This window comes from Micromonospora chokoriensis, from assembly GCF_000718555.1.
Taxonomy (GTDB): Bacteria; Actinomycetota; Actinomycetes; order Mycobacteriales; family Micromonosporaceae; genus Micromonospora; species Micromonospora chokoriensis_B.
In genome coordinates this window covers 33,731-52,378 of the sequence record NZ_JOAN01000008.1, presented here as the reverse complement: position 1 = coordinate 52,378, position 18,648 = coordinate 33,731, and the positions used below count along the sequence as shown (strand labels likewise).

The 18,648-nt window shown below is 68.0% G+C and carries 20 protein-coding genes; 13 read left to right on the top strand and 7 right to left on the bottom strand.

Annotated features, from left to right (window positions below):
• Nucleotides 1–44: 44 nt before the first annotated feature.
• Complete coding sequence (locus tag IF46_RS0112645) at nucleotides 45–962, top strand: helix-turn-helix transcriptional regulator (RefSeq protein ID WP_051723870.1); 918 nt, start codon at nucleotides 45–47, stop codon at nucleotides 960–962.
• Nucleotides 963–1,100: 138 nt separating this feature from the next.
• Here IF46_RS0112645 and IF46_RS0112640 read toward each other — a convergent pair whose 3' ends face one another.
• Nucleotides 1,101–2,030, bottom strand: a complete 930-nt coding sequence (locus tag IF46_RS0112640) for an NADP-dependent oxidoreductase (protein WP_030488516.1) — start codon at nucleotides 2,028–2,030, stop codon at nucleotides 1,101–1,103.
• A gap of 50 nt (nucleotides 2,031–2,080) precedes the next feature.
• Between IF46_RS0112640 and IF46_RS0112635 the strand changes: the two genes are divergently transcribed.
• From IF46_RS0112635 to IF46_RS0112610, 5 genes are all read left to right on the top strand, one after another.
• On the top strand, nucleotides 2,081–2,728 hold the full coding sequence (locus IF46_RS0112635) for a TetR/AcrR family transcriptional regulator (RefSeq protein WP_030488515.1): 648 nt from the start codon (nucleotides 2,081–2,083) through the stop codon (nucleotides 2,726–2,728).
• A gap of 361 nt (nucleotides 2,729–3,089) precedes the next feature.
• Nucleotides 3,090–3,680: a helix-turn-helix domain-containing protein gene (locus tag IF46_RS0112630; RefSeq protein WP_198041428.1), complete on the top strand. Its 591-nt coding sequence runs from the start codon at nucleotides 3,090–3,092 to the stop codon at nucleotides 3,678–3,680.
• A gap of 131 nt (nucleotides 3,681–3,811) precedes the next feature.
• Nucleotides 3,812–4,684 (top strand): class I SAM-dependent methyltransferase, encoded by an 873-nt coding sequence (locus IF46_RS0112625; protein ID WP_030488513.1) that lies wholly within the window; start codon nucleotides 3,812–3,814, stop codon nucleotides 4,682–4,684.
• Between the two features lie 140 nt (nucleotides 4,685–4,824).
• Nucleotides 4,825–5,262 (top strand): helix-turn-helix domain-containing protein, encoded by a 438-nt coding sequence (locus tag IF46_RS32495; protein WP_232234020.1) that lies wholly within the window; start codon nucleotides 4,825–4,827, stop codon nucleotides 5,260–5,262.
• Between the two features lie 65 nt (nucleotides 5,263–5,327).
• Nucleotides 5,328–5,909 carry a dihydrofolate reductase family protein gene (locus tag IF46_RS0112610; protein WP_030488511.1) on the top strand — a complete coding sequence of 194 codons (582 nt, stop codon included), beginning with the start codon at nucleotides 5,328–5,330 and terminating at the stop codon, nucleotides 5,907–5,909.
• Nucleotides 5,910–5,955: 46 nt separating this feature from the next.
• On the opposite strand, the gene IF46_RS0112605 is transcribed toward IF46_RS0112610, so the two are convergent.
• Nucleotides 5,956–7,299: a carbohydrate-binding protein gene (locus tag IF46_RS0112605; protein ID WP_030488510.1), complete on the bottom strand. Its 1,344-nt coding sequence runs from the start codon at nucleotides 7,297–7,299 to the stop codon at nucleotides 5,956–5,958.
• An 802-nt stretch (nucleotides 7,300–8,101) separates the two neighbouring features.
• On the opposite strand from IF46_RS0112605, the gene IF46_RS0112595 reads away from it, so the two are divergent.
• Nucleotides 8,102–8,773, top strand: a complete 672-nt coding sequence (locus IF46_RS0112595; protein ID WP_157562948.1) for a hypothetical protein — start codon at nucleotides 8,102–8,104, stop codon at nucleotides 8,771–8,773.
• A 170-nt stretch (nucleotides 8,774–8,943) separates the two neighbouring features.
• On the opposite strand, the gene IF46_RS0112590 is transcribed toward IF46_RS0112595, so the two are convergent.
• Entirely contained in the window at nucleotides 8,944–9,771 is an 828-nt protein-coding gene (locus tag IF46_RS0112590; RefSeq protein WP_030488507.1) for an SAM-dependent methyltransferase, read from the bottom strand.
• Between the two features lie 210 nt (nucleotides 9,772–9,981).
• Here IF46_RS0112590 and IF46_RS0112585 point away from each other — a divergent pair, with 210 nt between their 5' ends.
• Nucleotides 9,982–11,160, top strand: coding sequence for a cellulose binding domain-containing protein (locus IF46_RS0112585; RefSeq protein ID WP_030488506.1), 1,179 nt, complete (start codon nucleotides 9,982–9,984; stop codon nucleotides 11,158–11,160).
• 51 nt (nucleotides 11,161–11,211) lie between these two features.
• Nucleotides 11,212–12,309 carry a glycosyl hydrolase 53 family protein gene (locus IF46_RS0112580; protein WP_030488505.1) on the top strand — a complete coding sequence of 366 codons (1,098 nt, stop codon included), beginning with the start codon at nucleotides 11,212–11,214 and terminating at the stop codon, nucleotides 12,307–12,309.
• 236 nt (nucleotides 12,310–12,545) lie between these two features.
• Here IF46_RS0112580 and IF46_RS0112575 read toward each other — a convergent pair whose 3' ends face one another.
• Nucleotides 12,546–12,926: a hypothetical protein gene (locus IF46_RS0112575; RefSeq protein ID WP_232234019.1), complete on the bottom strand. Its 381-nt coding sequence runs from the start codon at nucleotides 12,924–12,926 to the stop codon at nucleotides 12,546–12,548.
• A gap of 236 nt (nucleotides 12,927–13,162) precedes the next feature.
• Between IF46_RS0112575 and IF46_RS33260 the strand changes: the two genes are divergently transcribed.
• Genes IF46_RS33260 through IF46_RS33255 form a run of 4 tightly spaced genes read left to right on the top strand, consistent with a single transcriptional unit; the run spans nucleotide 13,163 to nucleotide 15,910 of the window.
• A complete protein-coding gene (locus IF46_RS33260) occupies nucleotides 13,163–14,515 on the top strand; it encodes a transglycosylase SLT domain-containing protein (protein ID WP_198041427.1) in 1,353 nt (450 codons plus the stop codon).
• Nucleotides 14,516–14,534: 19 nt separating this feature from the next.
• Complete coding sequence (locus tag IF46_RS0112565) at nucleotides 14,535–14,870, top strand: type VII secretion target (RefSeq protein WP_051723869.1); 336 nt, start codon at nucleotides 14,535–14,537, stop codon at nucleotides 14,868–14,870.
• On the top strand, nucleotides 14,867–15,211 hold the full coding sequence (locus IF46_RS0112560) for a hypothetical protein (protein WP_157562942.1): 345 nt from the start codon (nucleotides 14,867–14,869) through the stop codon (nucleotides 15,209–15,211). Before IF46_RS0112565 ends, IF46_RS0112560 begins: the two co-directional genes overlap by 4 nt.
• Before the next feature lie 6 nt (nucleotides 15,212–15,217).
• The gene (locus tag IF46_RS33255) at nucleotides 15,218–15,910 is read left to right on the top strand and encodes a DUF4184 family protein (protein WP_051723868.1); all 693 of its coding nucleotides are present in this window, start codon (nucleotides 15,218–15,220) and stop codon (nucleotides 15,908–15,910) included.
• On the opposite strand, the gene IF46_RS0112550 is transcribed toward IF46_RS33255, so the two are convergent.
• From IF46_RS0112550 to IF46_RS33250, 3 genes are read right to left on the bottom strand one after another with little or no spacing between them, the layout of a single operon-like run.
• Entirely contained in the window at nucleotides 15,903–16,766 is an 864-nt protein-coding gene (locus tag IF46_RS0112550) for a TIGR03620 family F420-dependent LLM class oxidoreductase (RefSeq protein ID WP_030488499.1), read from the bottom strand. The genes IF46_RS33255 and IF46_RS0112550 overlap by 8 nt on opposite strands.
• Before the next feature lie 57 nt (nucleotides 16,767–16,823).
• Nucleotides 16,824–17,471: a response regulator transcription factor gene (locus IF46_RS0112545; protein ID WP_030488498.1), complete on the bottom strand. Its 648-nt coding sequence runs from the start codon at nucleotides 17,469–17,471 to the stop codon at nucleotides 16,824–16,826.
• On the bottom strand, nucleotides 17,468–18,634 hold the full coding sequence (locus IF46_RS33250; RefSeq protein ID WP_051723867.1) for a sensor histidine kinase: 1,167 nt from the start codon (nucleotides 18,632–18,634) through the stop codon (nucleotides 17,468–17,470). Before IF46_RS33250 ends, IF46_RS0112545 begins: the two co-directional genes overlap by 4 nt.
• Between the last annotated feature and the right edge of the window lie 14 nt (nucleotides 18,635–18,648).

Genomic DNA, 18,648 nt, shown 5'->3' with positions numbered 1-18,648 from the left:
GACGGACCTACCTTCGGCGGTCCGGGCCGCTGCACACTTGCGGCATGAACGGCCTTCATCCGTATGCTCGTGAGCTCGGCGACTTCCTACGCGCTCGGCGTAGTCGGCTGCGTCCGCACGACGTCGGCCTGGAACCGGGCGGCCGGCGCAAGGTCACCGGGCTACGGCGCGAGGAGCTGGCCCTGCTGGCCGGGCTGAGCACTGACTACTACCAGCGGATCGAACAGGGCCGGGAGGTACGCCCGTCCGACGACGTCCTGGACGCGCTTGCAGGCGCGCTCGGCCTCGACCACAAGGAACGCCGGCACCTGTTCGCCCTGGCCCACGCCGCCCGCCGGTCGATGCCTCCCCGGGTGAACCGCGATCCGGAGCGGGTGCCGGAGGGCACACGGCGCCTGCTGCGGGTGATGGACACTCCTGCGGTCATACTCGGCCGGCATCTCGACCTGCTCGACTGGAACCCGATGGCGCAGGCGCTGCTCGGCGACCCGGACGCCTACCCTGCCGACCGGCTCAACATGCTCCTATTGCTGTTCGACGACACGCTGACCGGCGAGCGTAGCTGCCCGGACTGGGAGCGGCAGGCTCTGGACTACATCGGCATGATGCGCACCGCCGTCGCCACCGACCCCACCCACCCACGCGCCGCCGCGATCGTTGGGGAGCTGAGCATCCGCAGCGCCCAGTTTCGGCGGCTGTGGGCCCAGCACGACGTACGTGAGTCGGTCAGCGGCACCAAGACCTTCCGGATTCCCGGGGTAGGCGACATCGTCCTGGACTGGGACACCTACCCCCTACCGGGAAACCCCGGCCCCGTCATGCTCGTCTTTACCGCCGAGCCGGGCAGCGCCGACGCGGACCGGCTGCAACTCCTGGCATCGCTGCAGGCGACCCGCTCAGCGCTCACCAACAAGCACCCCCTCCCGGACGGTCTGGACCGCCGCCGCCGGCCCCATCCCTAGCGGGACTTCATGATCGGGTGCACGCTCCTGCCGCTGACGGGGGCGCCACGTAACGGGCTTCGTCGTATGCGCGGAGTTCGGCGGCTACCCCTGGCCGCCTGTGCTCGGGCCAGGTGGACAGACGCTCGGCGGGGCACCCTACGGCTTCAGCACGATTTTGCCTCGCGCGTGGCGGGACTCACTCAACTCGTGGGCGGCAGCCGCCTCTTCCAGAGAGAACACGGCAGCGACCGGCACTGTGAAACGACTCCGCTCGGCGAGTTCGCCGGCGGCGGCGATTCCTTCGAGAGCCGGTGTGTCCGCGCCGGGGCCAGAGCCGCGTGACAGGTGCACACCGTAGGCCGTGGCGTTGATGTCGGCGATGCTCACCACCCTGTCTGGGCTCGCGACCAGGCCGACCAGGTCGGGTACAGAACCAGAGCCGGCACAGTCGAGTACGACATCCACCCCGCCGGGCACCAGAGTGTGGACCCGCTCGGCCAGTCTGGGGCCGTAGGTGGTCGGGATCGCCCCGAGCGAGGCGACGAACTCATGGTTGCGCTCGCTGGCCGTGCCGATGACGGCCGCGCCGCGAGCGACTGCGAGCTGGATCGCGGTCGTACCGACCCCGCCGGCCGCGCCCTCGATCAACAGCGTAGTGCCGTCCTTGACGCCCAGCCGGTCGAGCACTCGGGTGGCCGTCTCGATGTTGCCCGCCGCGCCGCCAGCCTGCTCCCAGGTCAGGGCGGCCGGCTTCGGTGCCCACGCGGCCAAGACGGCGTATTCTGCGTTCGCTCCGCCCATCTGGGCGTAGTCCGTGATCCCGAAAACCTCATCGCCTACCCGAGCGGTGGTCACCCCGTAACCGACCTCATCCACCACGCCGGCAGCGTCGACACCGGGCACGTGCGGCAGGCGGAGCGGAATCCACTCCTGGAATCGGCCGGCGCGGACGTATGTGTCGGCCGGATTGACACCCGAGGCCCGAACCGCCACCCGTATCTGGCCGGGTCCGGCATGCGGTTCCGGTGCCTTCGAGACCTCAAGGACACTCGCGGGACCGTACTTCGAAAATTGCAAAGCCCTCATGCACACGGACGCTAACGCACGCCGCTGTCCGCCTCGCTAAAGTGAGAGCCGTGACCGATCGTTTGCCTCACATTCTTCGCTCCGACGCCCTGGACAACCGCGAGCGCATCCTCGAGGCCGCCCGCGCGGTCTTCGCCGTCGACGGTCTGGACGTGCCGATGCGGGAGGTCGCTCGGCGTGCCGGGGTTGCACCCGCCACCCTGTACCGCCGATTCCCGACCAAGGAGATGCTGGTCACCGAGGCATTCGCGGAACAGATGTACGCGTGTCGCGCCGTTGTCGACGAGGGCCTTGCCGCTCCGGATCCGTGGCACGGTTTCTGTCTCGTGATCGAGAAAATGTGTGAACTGCACGCACACGATCGAGGCTTTACCGCAGCTCTCGTTTCGACCTTTCCCAATGCGGTTGATTTCGATGCGCGCCGTGAATACGCGCTCAGAGCGATCGACGAACTGGCCCGCCGCGCGAAGGAAGCGGGCCGCCTGCGCGCCGACTTTGTCCTGGACGACGTCATCCTTGTGCTCATGGCCAACAGCGGTATCCACGCGACCTCGCCGACTACCCAGGTCACCGCCTCCCGGCGCTTCGCCGCGCTCGCCCTCTCGGCATTCCAAGCCTCCCCGGATGTCTCGCCGCTCCCGCCCGTGGCGCGGCTGGCACCCCCGGCATCGGTATCCAGACGCAGCCAAGTGGGCTAGTACTTCGTCGATGCGGTAAGAGAAAAACGGCGTTCGGTCTGGTGGCGGTGCTCTGCGCGGTCGCGCTGATCGTCCACCACCGCCGTAACCGCGCGCGAGAGTCGTAGGGCCCCACTCGCGTCTGGTCAGTGGACGGCGACGGCGTCGGTAGGTTCTGCCTCGTCCCGGACAGCGCGGACTGCGCTTTTCGGGCCATGAGCGCCAAGGCGACGCCGGTCAGCGCAATGCCGGTGGCCATCGTCGAGCGAGCGCCGATTCGTACGGCGAGTGTGGGGCCAGGCCGGAGGCCATCGTCATCATGACGGCCGTCGGCATCAGATTAGCCGTGGACGGTATGCATTCAGGGCATATCATGTTGCCTATGACGCAAGAAGATGGAGAGCTGGATAGCCTCGTACGCAAACGTCTCCGGGCCCTGCGGGTGGCACAGGGCTGGTCCCTGGAGGAACTGGCCGCCCGTGCCCGCCTAAGTCAGTCCTCACTGAGCCGCATCGAGAACGGCCAGCGCCGCCTCGCACTGGATCAGTTGGTCATTCTCGCCCGTGCCCTGGACACCACGCTTGATCAGCTGGTGGAGACCGCCGCTGACGACGTCATCACCAACCCGATGATCGATGCAACCCATAGCGGGATGAGCTGGCTCCTAAAGGGTGACCCCAGCATCAGCGTGGTACGACAGCGCATGACCGAACCACCACCCGAGAACCCGGCGCGCATGCGTGCCCACCCAGGGCGCGAATGGCTGGTCGTGCTGTCCGGCACCGCGATCCTCATGCTCGGCCACCGCCGCTTGCGCATCGAGACCAACCAGGCCGCCGAGTTCCCGACCATGATGCCGCACGCGATCGGCACCGCAGGCGGACCCTGCGACATCCTAGGCATTTTCGACCGCGACGCCCGCCGCAGCCACCAGCGCGACGACAGCGGCGATGCACCGCACGCGTCCAGATGACGGGGCAGAGGGCAACACGCCCCCAGGGCTTGGCGGTGACACCTTGCGCGTCAGGCAGCAAAGCCGATGATTGTCTTGCGTAAACGGGAACATAGCATGCCAGGAACGCATAGCCGTCCTAGTGTGAAGGCATGACGCACGCGCACCCGCACACCCCTCGTCAAGGCGCTTCACCCGGACATCACCACATGCCCGACACCGAACTTCAGGCGGTGATCCTCGACCTGGACGCCGAGGTCCTCACCGAGCACATCGCGTCCATCACCGCATGGCTACCACTGAAAACAGACCCGCGGCAGATCGTGGATCTGGGCTCCGGCACAGGCGCGGGCACCTTCGCCCTTCTCGACCGCTTCCCCGACTCGCACGTCACCGCCGTCGACGCGTCCGCCGAGCACCTTCAGCGCCTGCGCACAAAGGCGTGCGCCCGCGGCGTGGAAGAGCGTGTGAGCAGGGTGCAGGCCGACCTCGATGATGCCGCCTGGCCAGATCTCGGCGTACCAGACCTGGTATGGGCGTCGGCGTCGTTGCACCACCTGGCTGACCCCGATCGCGCACTGCGCGCCGTCCACGACCTGCTCACGCCCGGCGGTCTGTTCGCCGTCGTCGAACTGGCCGGCTTCCCCCGGTTCCTGCCCGAAAGTGCCCCCGAGGGCCGGCCCGGCCTGGAAGAGCGCTGCCACGCCGCGATTGACCAAGTCAATGCCGAGCACATGCCCCACCGCGGGGCCGACTGGGGCCCGATGCTGACCGCCGCCGGATTCACCATCGAGGGCGTACGCACCATCGCCGTGAACATCGAGGGTTCCCGCAGTGAGGCGATCGGCCGCTACGCCCTCGGCGGCCTGCAGGGCATCCGCAGCGCTGTCGCCGCATCGCTCTCCCCCGAGGACCTCACCGCGCTCGATCAGCTCGTCGACACCGGCGGCCCGCACAGCATCCTGCGCCGCGACGACCTCACGATGCGCACCGAGCGCACCGTCTGGGCCGCCCGCCGCACCTGATGATGATGCCGAACACTGCGGCCTTCGAGGCGGGCCTGGCCCTCATCCTCGGCGGTCTCGTTGCCCGAGTGTCGACCACAGGCCGCTGACCGGTAAGAGCGCCAGAAGCGCCGACGGGCTGTGAAGCTTGGCCGGCGTGGATGTCCGGGATCGGCGCCGGTTCGATGCCGGCGGCAGCGCGCCTGGACCATCCCGGCGCACGATGCCGGCGATACTGTGGGCGTGGAGTACGTGTCCAGAGTGCCGCGACCGCCGCTGGACGGGCTGATCGACGACCTTTACTACCTGTCAGCAGCACTCACCTGGCGCAGCGGTTCAAGGAGCTCATCGGCGTCACGCCAAAGCGGCTGGGCCGCACCTACCGCTTCGCCGCCACCGTGCTCTCGATCGACCCTGCCGGACCGATCGACTGGGGCGACCTCGCTGGTGGCGCAGGCTACTTCGACCAGGCCCACTTCGGCCACGAGTTCCGGGCGTTCACCGGGCTCACGCCGACCCGGTACGTCGAAGTCCGGCGGCGGTTCCTGCGCGAACATCCCGGCCACGTGCTGGACAGTTGGCCGCTGCCGGCCGATTGATTTCGTACAAGAGCGACAGCTCACGACACGTTAATTTGTGGGCACCCAAAGCAGAGGAGAGCCCCGTGGGCAAGGTGGTCATGTACAGCTCGGTGTCGGTGGACGGATTCATCGCGGACGAGAATGACCAGCCCGGACCGCTGTTCGACTGGTTGTCCAGCGGTGACGTGCCGTTGGACGAGAGCGGCGTGTTGAAGGTGTCGCAGACGTCCTACGACTACACCCGGCCGTACTGGGACCAGATCGGAGTCACGATCGCCGGTCGCCACGTCTTCGACATGACGGACGGCTGGGACGGGAAGCCTCCGAGCGGGATCGACCACGTGGTCGTCGTGACGCACCGGCCACAGCCCGCGGGCTGGGACCCCGAGGCGCCATTTCACTTCGTCGACGGCGTTGAGGCAGCCGTGGCCAAGGCGCAGGAGCTCGCGGGTGACCGCATCGTCGAGGTCGCCGCCGGCGACGTCGGTGGTCAGGTGCTTGCCGCAGGCCTGGTCGACGAGGTGCGCATGGATGTCGTACCCGTGGTGTTCGGATCCGGTAAGCGCTACTTCGGGTCCGTCGACGCGCAGCACCTGTTGGAGGATCCTGAGGTGGTGGTTCAGGGCAACCGGGTGCTTCACCTGCGCTATCGGGTGCGCCCTTGACCGATCTGAAGGGATGCGGCAATCGGTAGGCCCGGCGCGTCACCCGTCAGCGGCCTTGCAGGCGCTTCACGTTGTCGCCGAAGGTCCAGCCCTTCGACCCATCCCAGTTCGCCGACCAGGTCATCAGGCCCTTGAGGCCGGGCACGGAGTTCCATGCCTGCGTGACCAGCGACGTCGACATGTAGCCGCCGCCCGCCCCGATCTGCGCGGGTAGGCCCGGGACCTGCTTGTCGTACGGCACGCGGATGGTGGTGCCCTGAATGGTGAGGCCGTTGTTCAGGCACTGCGTCTGCACCGTGAAGCCCTGCACGGTGCCCGCTGGGTACGAGTCGCCGGCGCAGCCGTACATGCTGCCGTTGTAGTACTGCATGTTCAGCCACCAGAGCCGGCCGTTGTCGGCGTACTTCTTGATGATCGGCAGGTACGAGCCCCAGATCGAGCCGTAGACCACGCTGCCGCCGGTGACGTAGGCGGTCTCCGGTGCCATGGTCAGGCCGAAGTTCGACGGCATCCGGGCCAGCACGCCGTCGATGATCCGGATCAGGTTGGCCTGCGACGTGGACAGGGTGTTGATGTTGCCGCTGCCGGTCAGGCCGGTCTCGATGTCGATGTCGATGCCGTCGAAGTGGTAGGCCGTCAGGATCGGCACGATCGTCGCGATGAACCGGTCAGCGACCGCGGTGGAGCTCAGGTCGATGCCCGCAGCGGCCCCGCCGATCGACATCAGGATGGTGGCGCCGGCAGCTTTGGCCTGGCACATCTCGGTCGGGGTGGCCACCTTCACGCCAGCGTCCATTCCGTTCTCCCAGAGCACCGTGCCGTCCGAGCGGATCACTGGGAAGGCCGCGTTGATCACGTTGTAGCCGTGCTGGTTGAGCCGGCTGTCGGTGATCGGGATCCAACCGAGGCCCGGGTGTACGCCGTTGGAGGCGCCGTCCCAGTTCTCCCAGTAGCCCTGCAACACCTTGCCGGTGGGCCGCGACTTCACCGCGCAGGTCCCACCGGTCGGCGGCGGCGTGGTGGGCGGAGGTGTGGTCGGTGGCGGCGTGGTGGGCGGCGGGGTCGTCGGTGGTGGCGGCGTGGTGGGCGGCGGAGTGGTTCCTGAGCACGCCCCCAGGTCACGCCAGAGCGACGGGGTCGCGGCGGGGTTCCAACCGGCGCCGGGGTGCGCGGTGTGGGTGACCAGTGCCTGGTAGAGCCGGCCGCCGTAGGTGACCTGGGTGCCCGTCTGGTAGGTGATGCCCTCGGCCCAGGCCGGGGCGGTGCAGGCGACCATCGGGGCCGCGTTGGCCGAGGACACGGCCGCCATGCTGTTGGGTACGAAGGCGACGGCGGCCGTGAGGGTCATCGCCGCCCCGGCTACCACTGCGAAGATCCGACGGCTTCTCATGGCCCACTCCCCAGGCTTCGACGACCCGCGACCTCCACATATTGACGCTCGTGAAGTTTAATATCAAGGGTTGTTTACAGATTCCGGGAAGTTGGGGAAGCGCGGAAGTCAGTAGCCGTAGAGGTGGGAGGTGCTGCGTGCCAGCGGAGTGCAAGATCAAGGCGTATCGCGACCGGGCACCCGTAGATGCGCTGTGGGCCATCGCTGGGCGTCCGGGCTGGCCGCGACGGGGCTGTCAACGCCGACCACGGGTGGCCGACTGCGGTCGGCGGCACCCCAGAGAAACACCGGGTCAGCCGCCAGGTGGAGCGACTGACTGCGACTCAATCCGAGTCTCAATGGCAGTTGGCCGATCGCCTGTCCTCGGCGTGTCCTATCTCCCTGACGGTGGCAGGATTGTGTGCGTGGAGCCGGCCGGTAGCCCGTGGTGGCAGACAGCGAAGACGCCGAAGCAGGGGTTCTTCCTGGGAGGTTTCTGGTCTTTCTTTGCCGTGACGTACTGGGTTCTCCACATCGGGGACCCGATCAGCTGGTCCGTGATCATTGCTGCGCTGGCAGCACTGCTTGGCGTTGGCTACCTCATACCAGCAGTGCTGCTGCTCCGGCGCCAGCGCTCAAATCAGTAGCAGCTGGAGGCCGCCGTTTGCCAGCCTCATCAGCCCGCGGGGCTAGGGGTGGCATGCCCCACGACAGTCCATTCGGGACGCATTGAAAGACGTTGACGTAGATCATCTTGCTGGCTAGGGTGGGCGCGCCGTGACGTTCTGATGATACGAGGGCTGGAATGTTTGTCGGATCAACGTTGGGTGCGCGCACCCGTCTCACTCGCCGTGGTGTTGCTGCATTGGCCGCGTCATTGGCGCTGGCCGCAGGTTCGATGCTAGTGGCGCCGCCTGCATCGGCGGCCGTCCGAGGGCCGTCCGGGACGAAGGCGCCTCTTCAGCCGGCAGTCAGCTTTCCGGGCGGGGACGACGTCGCCGAAGGTGGCCAGATCGCCATCAGGTTCGATGCGATCGGCGACACCAGGGTGACCAAGTTCCGGTACAGCGTCGGTGACACGCACCTGGCCAGCGAGGTCTACGCGGCATCGAACGGTACGGCCGATGTGACGATCGATGTAGGCAACGTGATGGGTGAGCGGCCGGTATACGTGGTGGCGGTCGACCGCCGCGGCCGGCTGAGCCCCATGACGCAGGGAAGCTTTACAGTGTCGGCCGTCTGGAACCTCGAAGGTCAAGCGCTCGACATGACCACCTGGCTGCCGGTGGAGGGGGCGACGATTCGGCTGGAGCCAGCTGGGATCGAGGTCGTCACTGGCCCCGATGGTGCCTTCCAGTTCGCTGTCGACCCGGGCCTGTACAACCTCATCGGCACCTACGCTGGCCCGCCCAGCCTCTACGGCAGTCAGCAGTTGGAGCTTGACCACCAGAAGGTGTACTTCGACCTGTACCTGTTCCCGGACTCCGGGAGCTGATGTTCGGCCTCCGCGATGTTGGATGGTCCAAGCGGACGGCAGTCGCCGGAATGTGTCTGGCAGTACCGCGTACCGGAGACTGGCGGGGCTCGTTCACCCGGGTCAGATTCGACGTGCGCGTCCGTCGGCGGCGCGCTCTCGCCGACGGACCGCACACCGGATGACGAAGCCTACGGTTTGTGAGCGAGGAGCCCGACAAAGGTGTGATAGGTGTCGGTCTGCACCGTCGCCTGTGCGCCCGGCTCTGGGCGCCACTCGGCCAGCGGCACCAGTCCCGGCTCCAGCACCGTCAGCCCGTCGGCGAACGAGAGGATCTCCTCGTCGGTACGCCAGCGGCCGGTGCCCAGCGACTCGTTGAAGACCCGCTCGACCTCGCGGGCCTTGCGGGAGCCCTCTGGGTCTCGCTCGCCCGGGTCGCGGAAGTGCGAGATCGCCACGTAGCTGCCGGAGGGTAGCGCGTCGATCAATGCAGCCGCCACCGCCTTCGGATCCTCGTCGTCGCCGAGGTGGTGCAGGATCGCGAAGAGCAGCAACCCGACCGGCCGGTCGAAATCGAGGAACCGACGTACGTCCGGATGGTTGAGGATCGCCTGCGGCTCCCGAATGTCCGCCTGGATCACCGTCGCGGTGCCCTCTGCGGCGAGCAGGGCCCGTCCGTGCGTCAGGACGATCGGATCGTTGTCCACATAGACCACCTGAGCCTTCGGGTTCTGCTCGGTGGCGACCTCGTGCACGTTGCCCTGAGTGGGCAAACCCGACCCGATGTCGAGGAACTGGTCGATGCCCGCCTCGCTGACGAGGAAGCGAATCACCCGACGCAGAAAGGCCCGGTTTGCCTGGCCGGCCGCCGGCCCGTCCGGTGTGATCCGCAAGGCGTGCTCGGCGACCTGCCGGTCGACCTCGAAATTGTCCTTGCCGCCCAGGAAGAAGTCATAGACCCGGGCCACGCTGGGAATGTTGGGGTCGATGCCGGGGGGTGCCGCCTTGTCGCGGGTCACAGGCGTCTCCATTCGATGGGGGATTGGCGCAGGCTGAGATCTTCGGGCGGTGCCGGCGTTGTGGCGAGTGTAGCGATCGGGAGGGTTGAACATTGCCCCACTGGTATCGCTCCCATTGACGCGGCTCAGGCGTCAGGAGCGGCGGGCCGGTCGCCGACCGAGGTGTGAGATGCATTGGCGATCATCGATCAATTGCTGCATGGTCGACGTATGACAGGCGTTTCCTCGTCCTCACTGCTCCGCCGTCTGCGGCCGGGTCTGCTGGCCGCTGTCGTGCTGTCGGCGGCGGTGCTCGCAACCGCTCTGAGCGCCGCGCCGGCGGCCGACGCCGCGACGCCCACCGCGAATCGGGGGGTCGCCCCGGCGCCCCGCGCGGCCGCGGTGCCCGGCGCGGCGCCGGCCGAGACCGTGCCGCCCACGCCGATCAGTACGCCGAGCACCTCGCCCGTCCCCCCGAGTGCGCCCACGAACCTGACCGCCAGCGAGGTCAGTACCGGGTCGGTCACCCTTACCTGGACGGCTGCCACGCCTGGCTGCTGCGCCATCACCGGCTACGACATCACGTACTACCAGGAGTTCGGCGATATCGTCTTCAGCGCCAGCGTCGGGGCCGTCACCAGCACCACGATCACCGCCCACCTTGGGTCGGGCCAGCAGTACACGTTCCGATTGATCGCCCGGGACAGCCTCGGGCAACGCTCGAACTGGTCGGATGCGCTGACAGTGGTCACCCCGGTAACGGACACCGGCCCGGACACCACCCCGCCGACCGCGCCGCAGAACCTGACCGTCGGCGAGGTGACCGGCTCGACCGGCACGTTGTCCTGGTCGCCGTCGACGGACAACGTCGGTGTGCTCGGGTACAACGTCTACCAGTTCGACGGCTGGTTCACCTCGAGACTGGTCGCCACCGTGCCGGGAACGACGTACACGGCGGCGCTACCCGCGTCGACACCGCTGCGGAACCTGTACTACGTGCGGGCCAGGGATGCGGTGGGCAACGTGTCGATCGCGTCCAACACGGTCACTCTGCCCACGGCGACGTCCACTCCGACTCCCCCGCCGCCCTCGACCTGCCGGGTGACCTACCGGAACCAGTCCGAGTGGCAGGGCGGTTTCGTGGCCACAGCGACGGTCCACAACGCCGGGGCGGCACCGATCGACGGCTGGGTCGTCACCTTCAGTTTTCCAGGAGATCAGCAGGTCACCTCCGGTTGGAACGCCACGATCGGCCAGACCGGGGCCACCGTGACCGCTCGTAACGTCGACTGGAACCGCGTCCTCGCGCCAAACAGCTCTGCGACCTTCGGCGTCCAGGGGCGGTGGAGCGTCAGCGACGCGCCGCCGACCGGCTTCTCGCTGAACGGCGCTCCCTGCACGATGGGCTGAAGGAGTTTCGTGAACACATGTTCGGTCACACCTCAGCAGCGCACCAGGGCCCTGATCGGGGCTGTCACGGCCGGTATCCTCGCCGTCGCCAGCACGGTCGGCGGTACGCCCACGCCCGCCTCCGCCGCGAATACGCTCACCATGCGGGGCGCCGACGTCTCCTCGTTGCAGCGCAGCCTGGATCTGGGCGCCAAGTACTACGACGCCGACGGTGTCGCCCGCGACCCACTGGACATCCTGAAATCCGTCGGCGTCAACTACGTCCGGCTGCGCGTCTGGAACAACCCGATCAGCGGCTACAACAACAAGAGCGCGGTGTTGGCTCAGGCGAGGGTGGCCAGGGTGAAGGGCCTCAAGGTGCTCGTCGACTTCCACTACTCCGACACCTGGGCCGACCCCGGCAAGCAGTACAAGCCGGCCGCCTGGGCCAGCCACAGCTTGAGCCAGCTGCGTACCGACGTGTACACCTTCACCTACGACGTCTGCTCCAGCCTCAGGGGGCAGGGCACCCCACCGGACAGCGTGCAGATCGGCAACGAGATCAACGTCGGGATGCTGTGGAACGAGGGCAAGGTCGTCAACAACGACTTCGCCCCGCTGGCCGGCCTGCTGAGGCAGGGCTACAACGCGACCAAGGCGTGCGGCAGCGGCATCCCGGTGATGATCCACACCGCCAACGCCGACAGCAACGCCAACGCCCGATGGTTCTACGACGGCATCCGCGCTCAGGGTGTGCAGTGGGACATCACCGCCCAGTCGTACTACTGCATGTGGCATGGCACCCTGTCGAACCTCTACAACAACATCGTCGACCTGCGCGGGCGCTACGGCAAGCCGGTGGTGATCGTGGAGACCGCGTACCCCTTCACCCGGAACAACGCGGACAGCGAGCCGAACGCCATCGGCGACGCGACCTGTGACGGCATCGGCGCGACCTGGGCCGGGCAGGCCCAGGAGTTCGACTGGGTCCAGAACACCGCCCGCAACGCGGGGGCCATCGGCGTCTTCTACTGGGAACCGACCTGGTACGCCGTCAGCGGCAACGGCTGGGACCCGGCCAACATCAACGGCACCGGAAACCAGTGGGACAACATGGCCGTCTTCAACTGGTCTGGGCGGGTCAACCCGGGCGTGCGCTGGACGCCTTGACCCCCTCTTGCGTGCGTGCCGCCATGGGCCGCAACGGTCAGCAAGCGGGCGGCGTCCAGGCGAGGGGATGTAACGGCCGAGTTCGTCTATCGGGTGATCGCGGATCCGGCGACACTCGGGTGGACGTCGAGGTCGGCGAGGAGGGCCTCGCGGGGTCGGCGGGCGTCGTGAACGGTGATCGGCGTACCGGTGCCGAGCCACGCCCGACGCCAGCACGACCAGGCGGCGAGCCAGGATCAGCAGGTACGGGTCTGCCAACTCACCTTCGTCACGAACATGGGCACGTACAAGTCCCCGCCGCCGGGGCGAGCGCAAATCACGCCGGAGAGCGGCGTCCCGAGATAGTTGTAGGACCAGGTGATCTCGGCGTTCCTTGAGGTGCGGTTGTAGAAGTTGAAGGCCGCGACGTTGCCGGACCACTCGCTGCTGGTCATCAGCGACGGAGTCGCGGTAGGACCCTCTGCCGGGTGATCCCAGTTGGGCCAGATGCAGAACATTCCCTGCGGGCAGTTCCCGGGCGGCCAGGCTTCGTCCGATGCTTGCGGGGTTGCCGCCGAGGCGGCGGGGGCGGTGGCCAGCACGGCGGCGACGGACGCGGCGACGGCGATGGATTTCATCAGCACAGATTACCCACTTCCATAGACATCGATAGATGGATCTCGAAGCTACCGCCGGAAATTTGCGTCGTCAAGTACTTGGGGTGATCTCGCTCCGGGGGCGGTCCGCCAGCGCGAGCAGGGGCATCGCTCGCGGCATCATTCGGCACCGAAATTCCTTGACGGCGCCGCCTAGAGTGACCGCATCGAGGCGGCCCATAGGGGATTTCATGGCGTTCCGACGTGATGTGGAGTTCATGCACGAGGTCGAACCAGGCTTGATGCGCATCAATGGCCAGGAATTGGACCGGGTCGTCAAGCTCATCGAGACCGTGCTGCCCGATCTCATCAGTCTGCCGGCGAAGTTGGAGTGGCAGTCGGACGCGGCCGATCTGTGCCGGAGGCGTCTCGGCGACGCGGAGACCCTCGCCCACGAGCTGCGCGAAGCCTTCGCGCTGGCCGCCGCCGCGCTCCTCAAGTACGCCGACGCGTTGGCCGTGGCCAAGCGCGAGATGATCATCGGTGACGCGGCGAATTCGAAGCTGCGCGATCTCATCAAGGACATTGCCAACACCCAGAGCAAGCGGGTCCGGGAGTCTGAACCACTCTCGCAGTGGGAGGACCTGCGCGAAAGCACCAGTTGGTTCGACCGGCGGGCCGAGGATGATTGGCAGGATCAGATCAACGCTGTTCGCGCAGAGGCCGACAGCCTCTACTACGAGGCTGCCCGGGCCTACAGTCGCGTCCGCGACACAGAACGCGAGGCCCGCGACGACTGCATCGCCGAGATGCGGGAGGCGTTCCGGCGATTGCCGGACTTCAAGGCCGACTCGAACGCGGCCGAGGAGATCATCGAGACGTCGCCGGGTGTGCTCGTCGAGATCGGCGAAGCAGGAATGGTGAACAAGGAGTCCCGCCTTCCCGGTCAGGGAGCCGTGCCGGTCTTCGGAGTCGACGGGGCGGACGGCGTCTCGGACATCCATGAGGATCTTCGGCGGCGGGTTCTGGCCACTAGCGGCAACGTGCCCGCCGAGTGGGATCCGGCCAGTGCGATGTACGGCAAGTACGTCGACCCGGATCGTGAGCAGGAATACAAGATGGCCTGGATCCGCACCAATCAGGAGCTTATCCAGGCATCCGCCTATGAGTACGGCATCCCCGCGGAGCTGCTCGCCGGGATCGTCTATCAGGAGGCAGGCGGCAAGCCGCCGGTAGCCGACCACCTCGCCGACTGGATGCGTCGCCACGGATTGGACGGGAAGGACGCTGACGACACCTCGTTCGGACTCATGGGAATCCAGGTCGACACGGCGGCCGTGGCGCTGGGATACGATCCTGCGCACATCAGTGACAAGCAGCGAGAAGAGATCATCACATCGCTGGACGATCCACGACAGAGCATCGTGATCGCCGCGAAGGTGCTCTCCGACGCGAAAGACGCGACCGACTTCGCCGGGGTGGATCCCAGGCAGATGACGTCCGACCAACTGAACGAGCTGGCGGCGCGCTACAACGGCGGCCCCGACTGGAACAAACCGATCGCGCAGGGCTACGCCAGCAACTTCGAGTCCGCCCGGCACGACGTCAACATCGTCCTGTACGGCAACTGACCCGCCGGAAGGAGCTACCGTGGCCGACCCAGAGCTCAGCGCAGACCTGGCCTCCATCAATCACAGCGCCAACGTCCTGGTCGAGCTCGCCGGCGCGCTCGGTGCGGGCCGACCGGATTACGATCTGTCCCGCAAGGGATGCATGGAGGCACTGTCCGAGGACGTCACCCGGGAGATCCGAGCGTTCGCGGACTTCTCGGCCGACCAGTACCAGGACGTGGTGGCCCTGCTCGGGGCGCTGTCCACGAAACTGCGGCACTCCGGTCAGGCGTACCAGCAGACCGACCAGGCGAACGCCGACCGGATCAGCCGCTATCTGACCGACTCGGTCTACGTCGCGCCGGAGCAGCGATGATCGACTCGACACCGAGCCCAGCCCGGACGATGGCGCGGGGGGTCGGCACCGTAACGGCCTGGCTGATCACGGGTGGGCTCAACGTCGTCGCGATCGTGTGCGCGCTGTTCCTCTGGCTGGCCTGGCTGACCGGCGACTACCAGAGCGATCGCGACATGGTGGAGAACGATGGCGTCTGGCTCACGTTCATGGCATTGGTCGGCGGCGGCAGCGCCATCGTGTCACTGGTGCTCGACGCGGTAGCGGTCCGGTTGCGGTGGATGCCGCGCTGGACCCTCGCGATCCCCGCTGTGCTGTTGGCGGCCACTGCGCTGGCGTACGTCGGAACCTCGGTCGGATAAGGCGTAGTGCCCCTCACCTTTCCGTCGCACCCGGCCGCGGTCCTGCCCCTCAAGCTGTGGCGGCCGGGCTGGTTCGATGGCGTGGCGCTGGCGCTGGGTTCGATGGCGCCGGATCTCGCCTACGTCCTCGACGGCTCCGGCCTGCCGGTCTGGCCGTTCTCCCACCAACTCGTGGGGTTGGTTGGCTGGTGTCTACCGATCGCCTGGGTTGGCACCTGGGCGGTACGGCGGGCCGCGCCCATCATCGCCGTCCATCTGCCGGCCGGCGGCGCGCTGGCGCTGCGCGACTACGGATGCCTCGCCCTGGCGAGGCACCGCTGGTGGATCACCGTCACCTCCGCCCTTACCGGCGCGGCGAGTCACCTGGCCCTCGACGGGTTCGAACTGCGGGTACCCGCCGCCGAGTACGTGATGCACGCCCTGGGTGCGATCGGTCTGCTCCTGATCGCGCTGCATGTCGGCAGACACCGATTGCTGCGCCGGTGGTACGGGGACCCGCCCGCACGCCGTTCCCGTCCGGCCCTGTTCTGGTCGGTCGCCGTGGTCGTGGCGGTGCCGGCGATGGCGGTCACACCGTTCCTCCCCGGTGCTTTCCTGGCGCACACCACAGGTGCGCGTCTGCTGTGCGCGGTCGCCGCCGGCCTGCTGATCGCCTCGGCGGCGGTGGCCGCACGGGACCGACGCCCCGACGTCAGATAAGGGCTTTGGCTAGAGCACGGAACGCGTCGGCGGGGAACGTCGTGGCGTCGCCGCCGTTGAGCACTTGGATCGCCACCTCGTCCGCGCCGGCCCGGTAGTGCTGCTCCAGCCCGGCCGCCACCTTCTCGATGCTGCCCCAGGGAATCAGGGCGTCGACGAGGCGGTCGCTGCCGTCGGCGGCGAAGTCCTCGTCGGTCCAGCCGAATCGCCGCAGGTTGTTTGTGTAGTTCGGCAGTGCGAGGTATCCGCTCATGTACTGCCGTGCGGTGGCGCGCGCGGTGGTGGCGTCCTCGTCGAGAACCACCGCGACCTCGGGGGCGAGCAACCGGTCGGGCCCGATCGCCACCCGGGCCTCGGCGGTGTGCTCGGCCGGGACGAAGTACGGGTGCGCCCCGGCCGAACGGTCGCGAGAGAGTTCGAGCATTCGCGGGCCGAGCGCGGCCAGGATGCGCCGTTCGGGCGCAAGCCCGGCCGCGTCGAGGCCGTCGAGGTAATCCACCATCCTTGAGTACGGCTTGCGATAGTCGGTGCCGCTGCCTTCCACCAGCACCGCGTGGCTGGCGCCGAGACCGAGCAGGAACCGGCCGGGATGCGCCCGCTCCGCGTCCTGGACGAAGGCCGCAGCCTCGGCAGGCGACGAGTGCCAGATGCTCACGATCCCCGACGCGACCCCGATGCGCGTGGTCCCATCCAGGATCTCCCGGAAGCGTGGGGTGACGTTCTCCCCGAATCCGCCGGAGAACCAGATCCGTGCATAGCCGAGGTTTTCCAACTCGGCCGCGGCGTCGACAGCCGCGCCCTGACTCTCGCTAGTAAGGAAGAACGGTTGCCACACGCTGACCAGTCGTTGTGCCATACCGCAACCCTATGACCCATCAGCCCTCCTGCAAGCGCCTCCACCGACTGGAACTTGTCACGGTACGAGGCCGGCCTGGATCGCCAGGATGGCGGCTCGTACGCGGTCGCGGCTGCCGGTCTTGGCCAGCACGTTTGTGACGTGGGTCTTGACGGTGCTCATGGATAGGTAGAGGCGCTCGGCGATCTCGTTGTTGTTGAGCCCGGCGCCGATCAGGGCGAGCACGTCGGTCTCTCGAGCGGTCAACTGGTAGGCCGTCAACTCCACGCGGGTGGCTGGCCCGGTCGCGCGGACCCGGTCGAGTACGGCGCCGGTGACCTCGGCGGAGAGCACCGCCTCGCCGGCCGCCACGGTGCGCACCGCGGCGATCAGGTCACCGGCGCTGCACCGCTTCAGCAGGAACCCGCGTGCGCCGGAGGCGATGGCGTCCAGGACGTAGGCGTCGTCGTCGAAGGTGGTGACGATGATGACGGCCGGGGCGTGCGGGATCGCGGCAAGCTCGCGGGTGGCTTGCAGGCCGTCGAGTACCGGCATGCGGATGTCGACGAGGGCGACGTCGATGCGAGAGTCACGGCGTACGGCGTCGAGGAACTGTCGGCCGTCGGCCGCCTCGGCCGCGACCTGGATGTCGGGTTGGGAACGCAGGATCAGGCTGAAGCCGTCCCGGACCAGTTGCTGGTCATCGGCGATCGCGACGCGGATCACGGGTTCGCCACCGGCAGGTGTGCCTGCACCACGGTGCCGCCGCCGGGACGCTGGCGCAGCTCCCAGCTCCCACCGCAGGCGCGAACGCGTTCGCCGATGCCGAGCAGGCCCTTGCCGCTCGTGGGCGAGCGGGGCGGCCCGATGCCGTCGTCGCTGACCCGCAGGCGGACGTGGTCGCGGACGCGGACCAACTCGACCCAGGCCGCCGTGGCTTGCGCATGACGGGCGATGTTGGTGAGCGCCTCCTGGGAGATGCGGTAGGCGGTCAACACGCCGACTTCGTCCAGCCCCGGATCGGGGTCCAGCTCCACCCGGACCGTCACGCCCTGCTGGCGCAGCGGCTGTGCGAGTAGCTCGTCGATGTCGGAGAGGCGAGGCGGCGCAGTCACCGCGATCGCCGCGAACGGATCGCGCAGGTGCACGACGAGCGTGTCGAGTTCGCTCAGCGCGGTGCGGCCGCTGCCCGCGATCGCCCGCAGCGCCGCACCTGGGTCGTCACTGAGCTGACCCGCCTCGGCCTGCACCACCATCGCGGTGACGTGGTGGCCGACCACGTCGTGCAGCTCGCGGGCCAGGTTCGTGCGCTGTTCGAGCCAGGCCGCCTGGTCGCGCAGGTCGCCTGTCTCCCGATCCAGGGCGTAGCCGCGGGACCACGAGCGCAACAGGATCGCCAGCAGGTAGCCGGCCGTCACGAAGAAGAACGGCTGCTCGTACAGCCCGCGCTGGTTGACAAGCGCGGTGGCGAGGGCACCGGCCGCACCGATCAAGCCACCCACCCAGCCCAGCCACGGGTGTCGGGCGGGGTCTTCGCAGACCGAGAGGAACACCAGGCCGGCGGCTGCGAGGCCCAACTGCACCGACTCGCCGGTGCTCACGATCGCCACGAACCCCGCGCAGACCGCGAAGACCAGGGAACGGTAGCGGGGCCGCAGCGCCGTGGCCCCGAGGCCGACCGGCAGCACCAGCCACGCCCAACCCGCCGGCACGGACACGCCCCCCTCGACGGTGGTGACCACGGTGGCGATGATCAAACCCACCGCACCGTACGCGAATCGGCGCACTCGCGCGGGGTCGCGTAGACGTTCGCGGACTCCAGTCACCTGCACAGTCTCCGCGACCAGCCGGAAGAGCGGCCAGTACCCGGGTACGAGATCGGCCGGCACCCCGGTGCCACCCC

Excerpts from the sequence above, each read along its gene's own strand:
- IF46_RS0112645 (WP_051723870.1), top strand. The coding sequence starts at position 45 with ATGAACGGCCTTCATCCGTATGCTCGTGAGCTCGGCGACTTCCTACGC.
- IF46_RS0112640 (WP_030488516.1), bottom strand. The coding sequence starts at position 2,030 with ATGAGGGCTTTGCAATTTTCGAAGTACGGTCCCGCGAGTGTCCTTGAG.
- IF46_RS0112630 (WP_198041428.1), top strand. The coding sequence starts at position 3,090 with ATGACGCAAGAAGATGGAGAGCTGGATAGCCTCGTACGCAAACGTCTC.
- IF46_RS0112625 (WP_030488513.1), top strand. The coding sequence starts at position 3,812 with ATGACGCACGCGCACCCGCACACCCCTCGTCAAGGCGCTTCACCCGGA.
- IF46_RS32495 (WP_232234020.1), top strand. The coding sequence starts at position 4,825 with ATGTCCGGGATCGGCGCCGGTTCGATGCCGGCGGCAGCGCGCCTGGAC.
- IF46_RS0112605 (WP_030488510.1), bottom strand. The coding sequence starts at position 7,299 with ATGAGAAGCCGTCGGATCTTCGCAGTGGTAGCCGGGGCGGCGATGACC.
- IF46_RS0112585 (WP_030488506.1), top strand. The coding sequence starts at position 9,982 with ATGACAGGCGTTTCCTCGTCCTCACTGCTCCGCCGTCTGCGGCCGGGT.
- IF46_RS0112575 (WP_232234019.1), bottom strand. The coding sequence starts at position 12,926 with ATGAAATCCATCGCCGTCGCCGCGTCCGTCGCCGCCGTGCTGGCCACC.
- IF46_RS33260 (WP_198041427.1), top strand. The coding sequence starts at position 13,163 with ATGCACGAGGTCGAACCAGGCTTGATGCGCATCAATGGCCAGGAATTG.
- IF46_RS0112560 (WP_157562942.1), top strand. The coding sequence starts at position 14,867 with ATGATCGACTCGACACCGAGCCCAGCCCGGACGATGGCGCGGGGGGTC.
- IF46_RS0112550 (WP_030488499.1), bottom strand. The coding sequence starts at position 16,766 with ATGGCACAACGACTGGTCAGCGTGTGGCAACCGTTCTTCCTTACTAGC.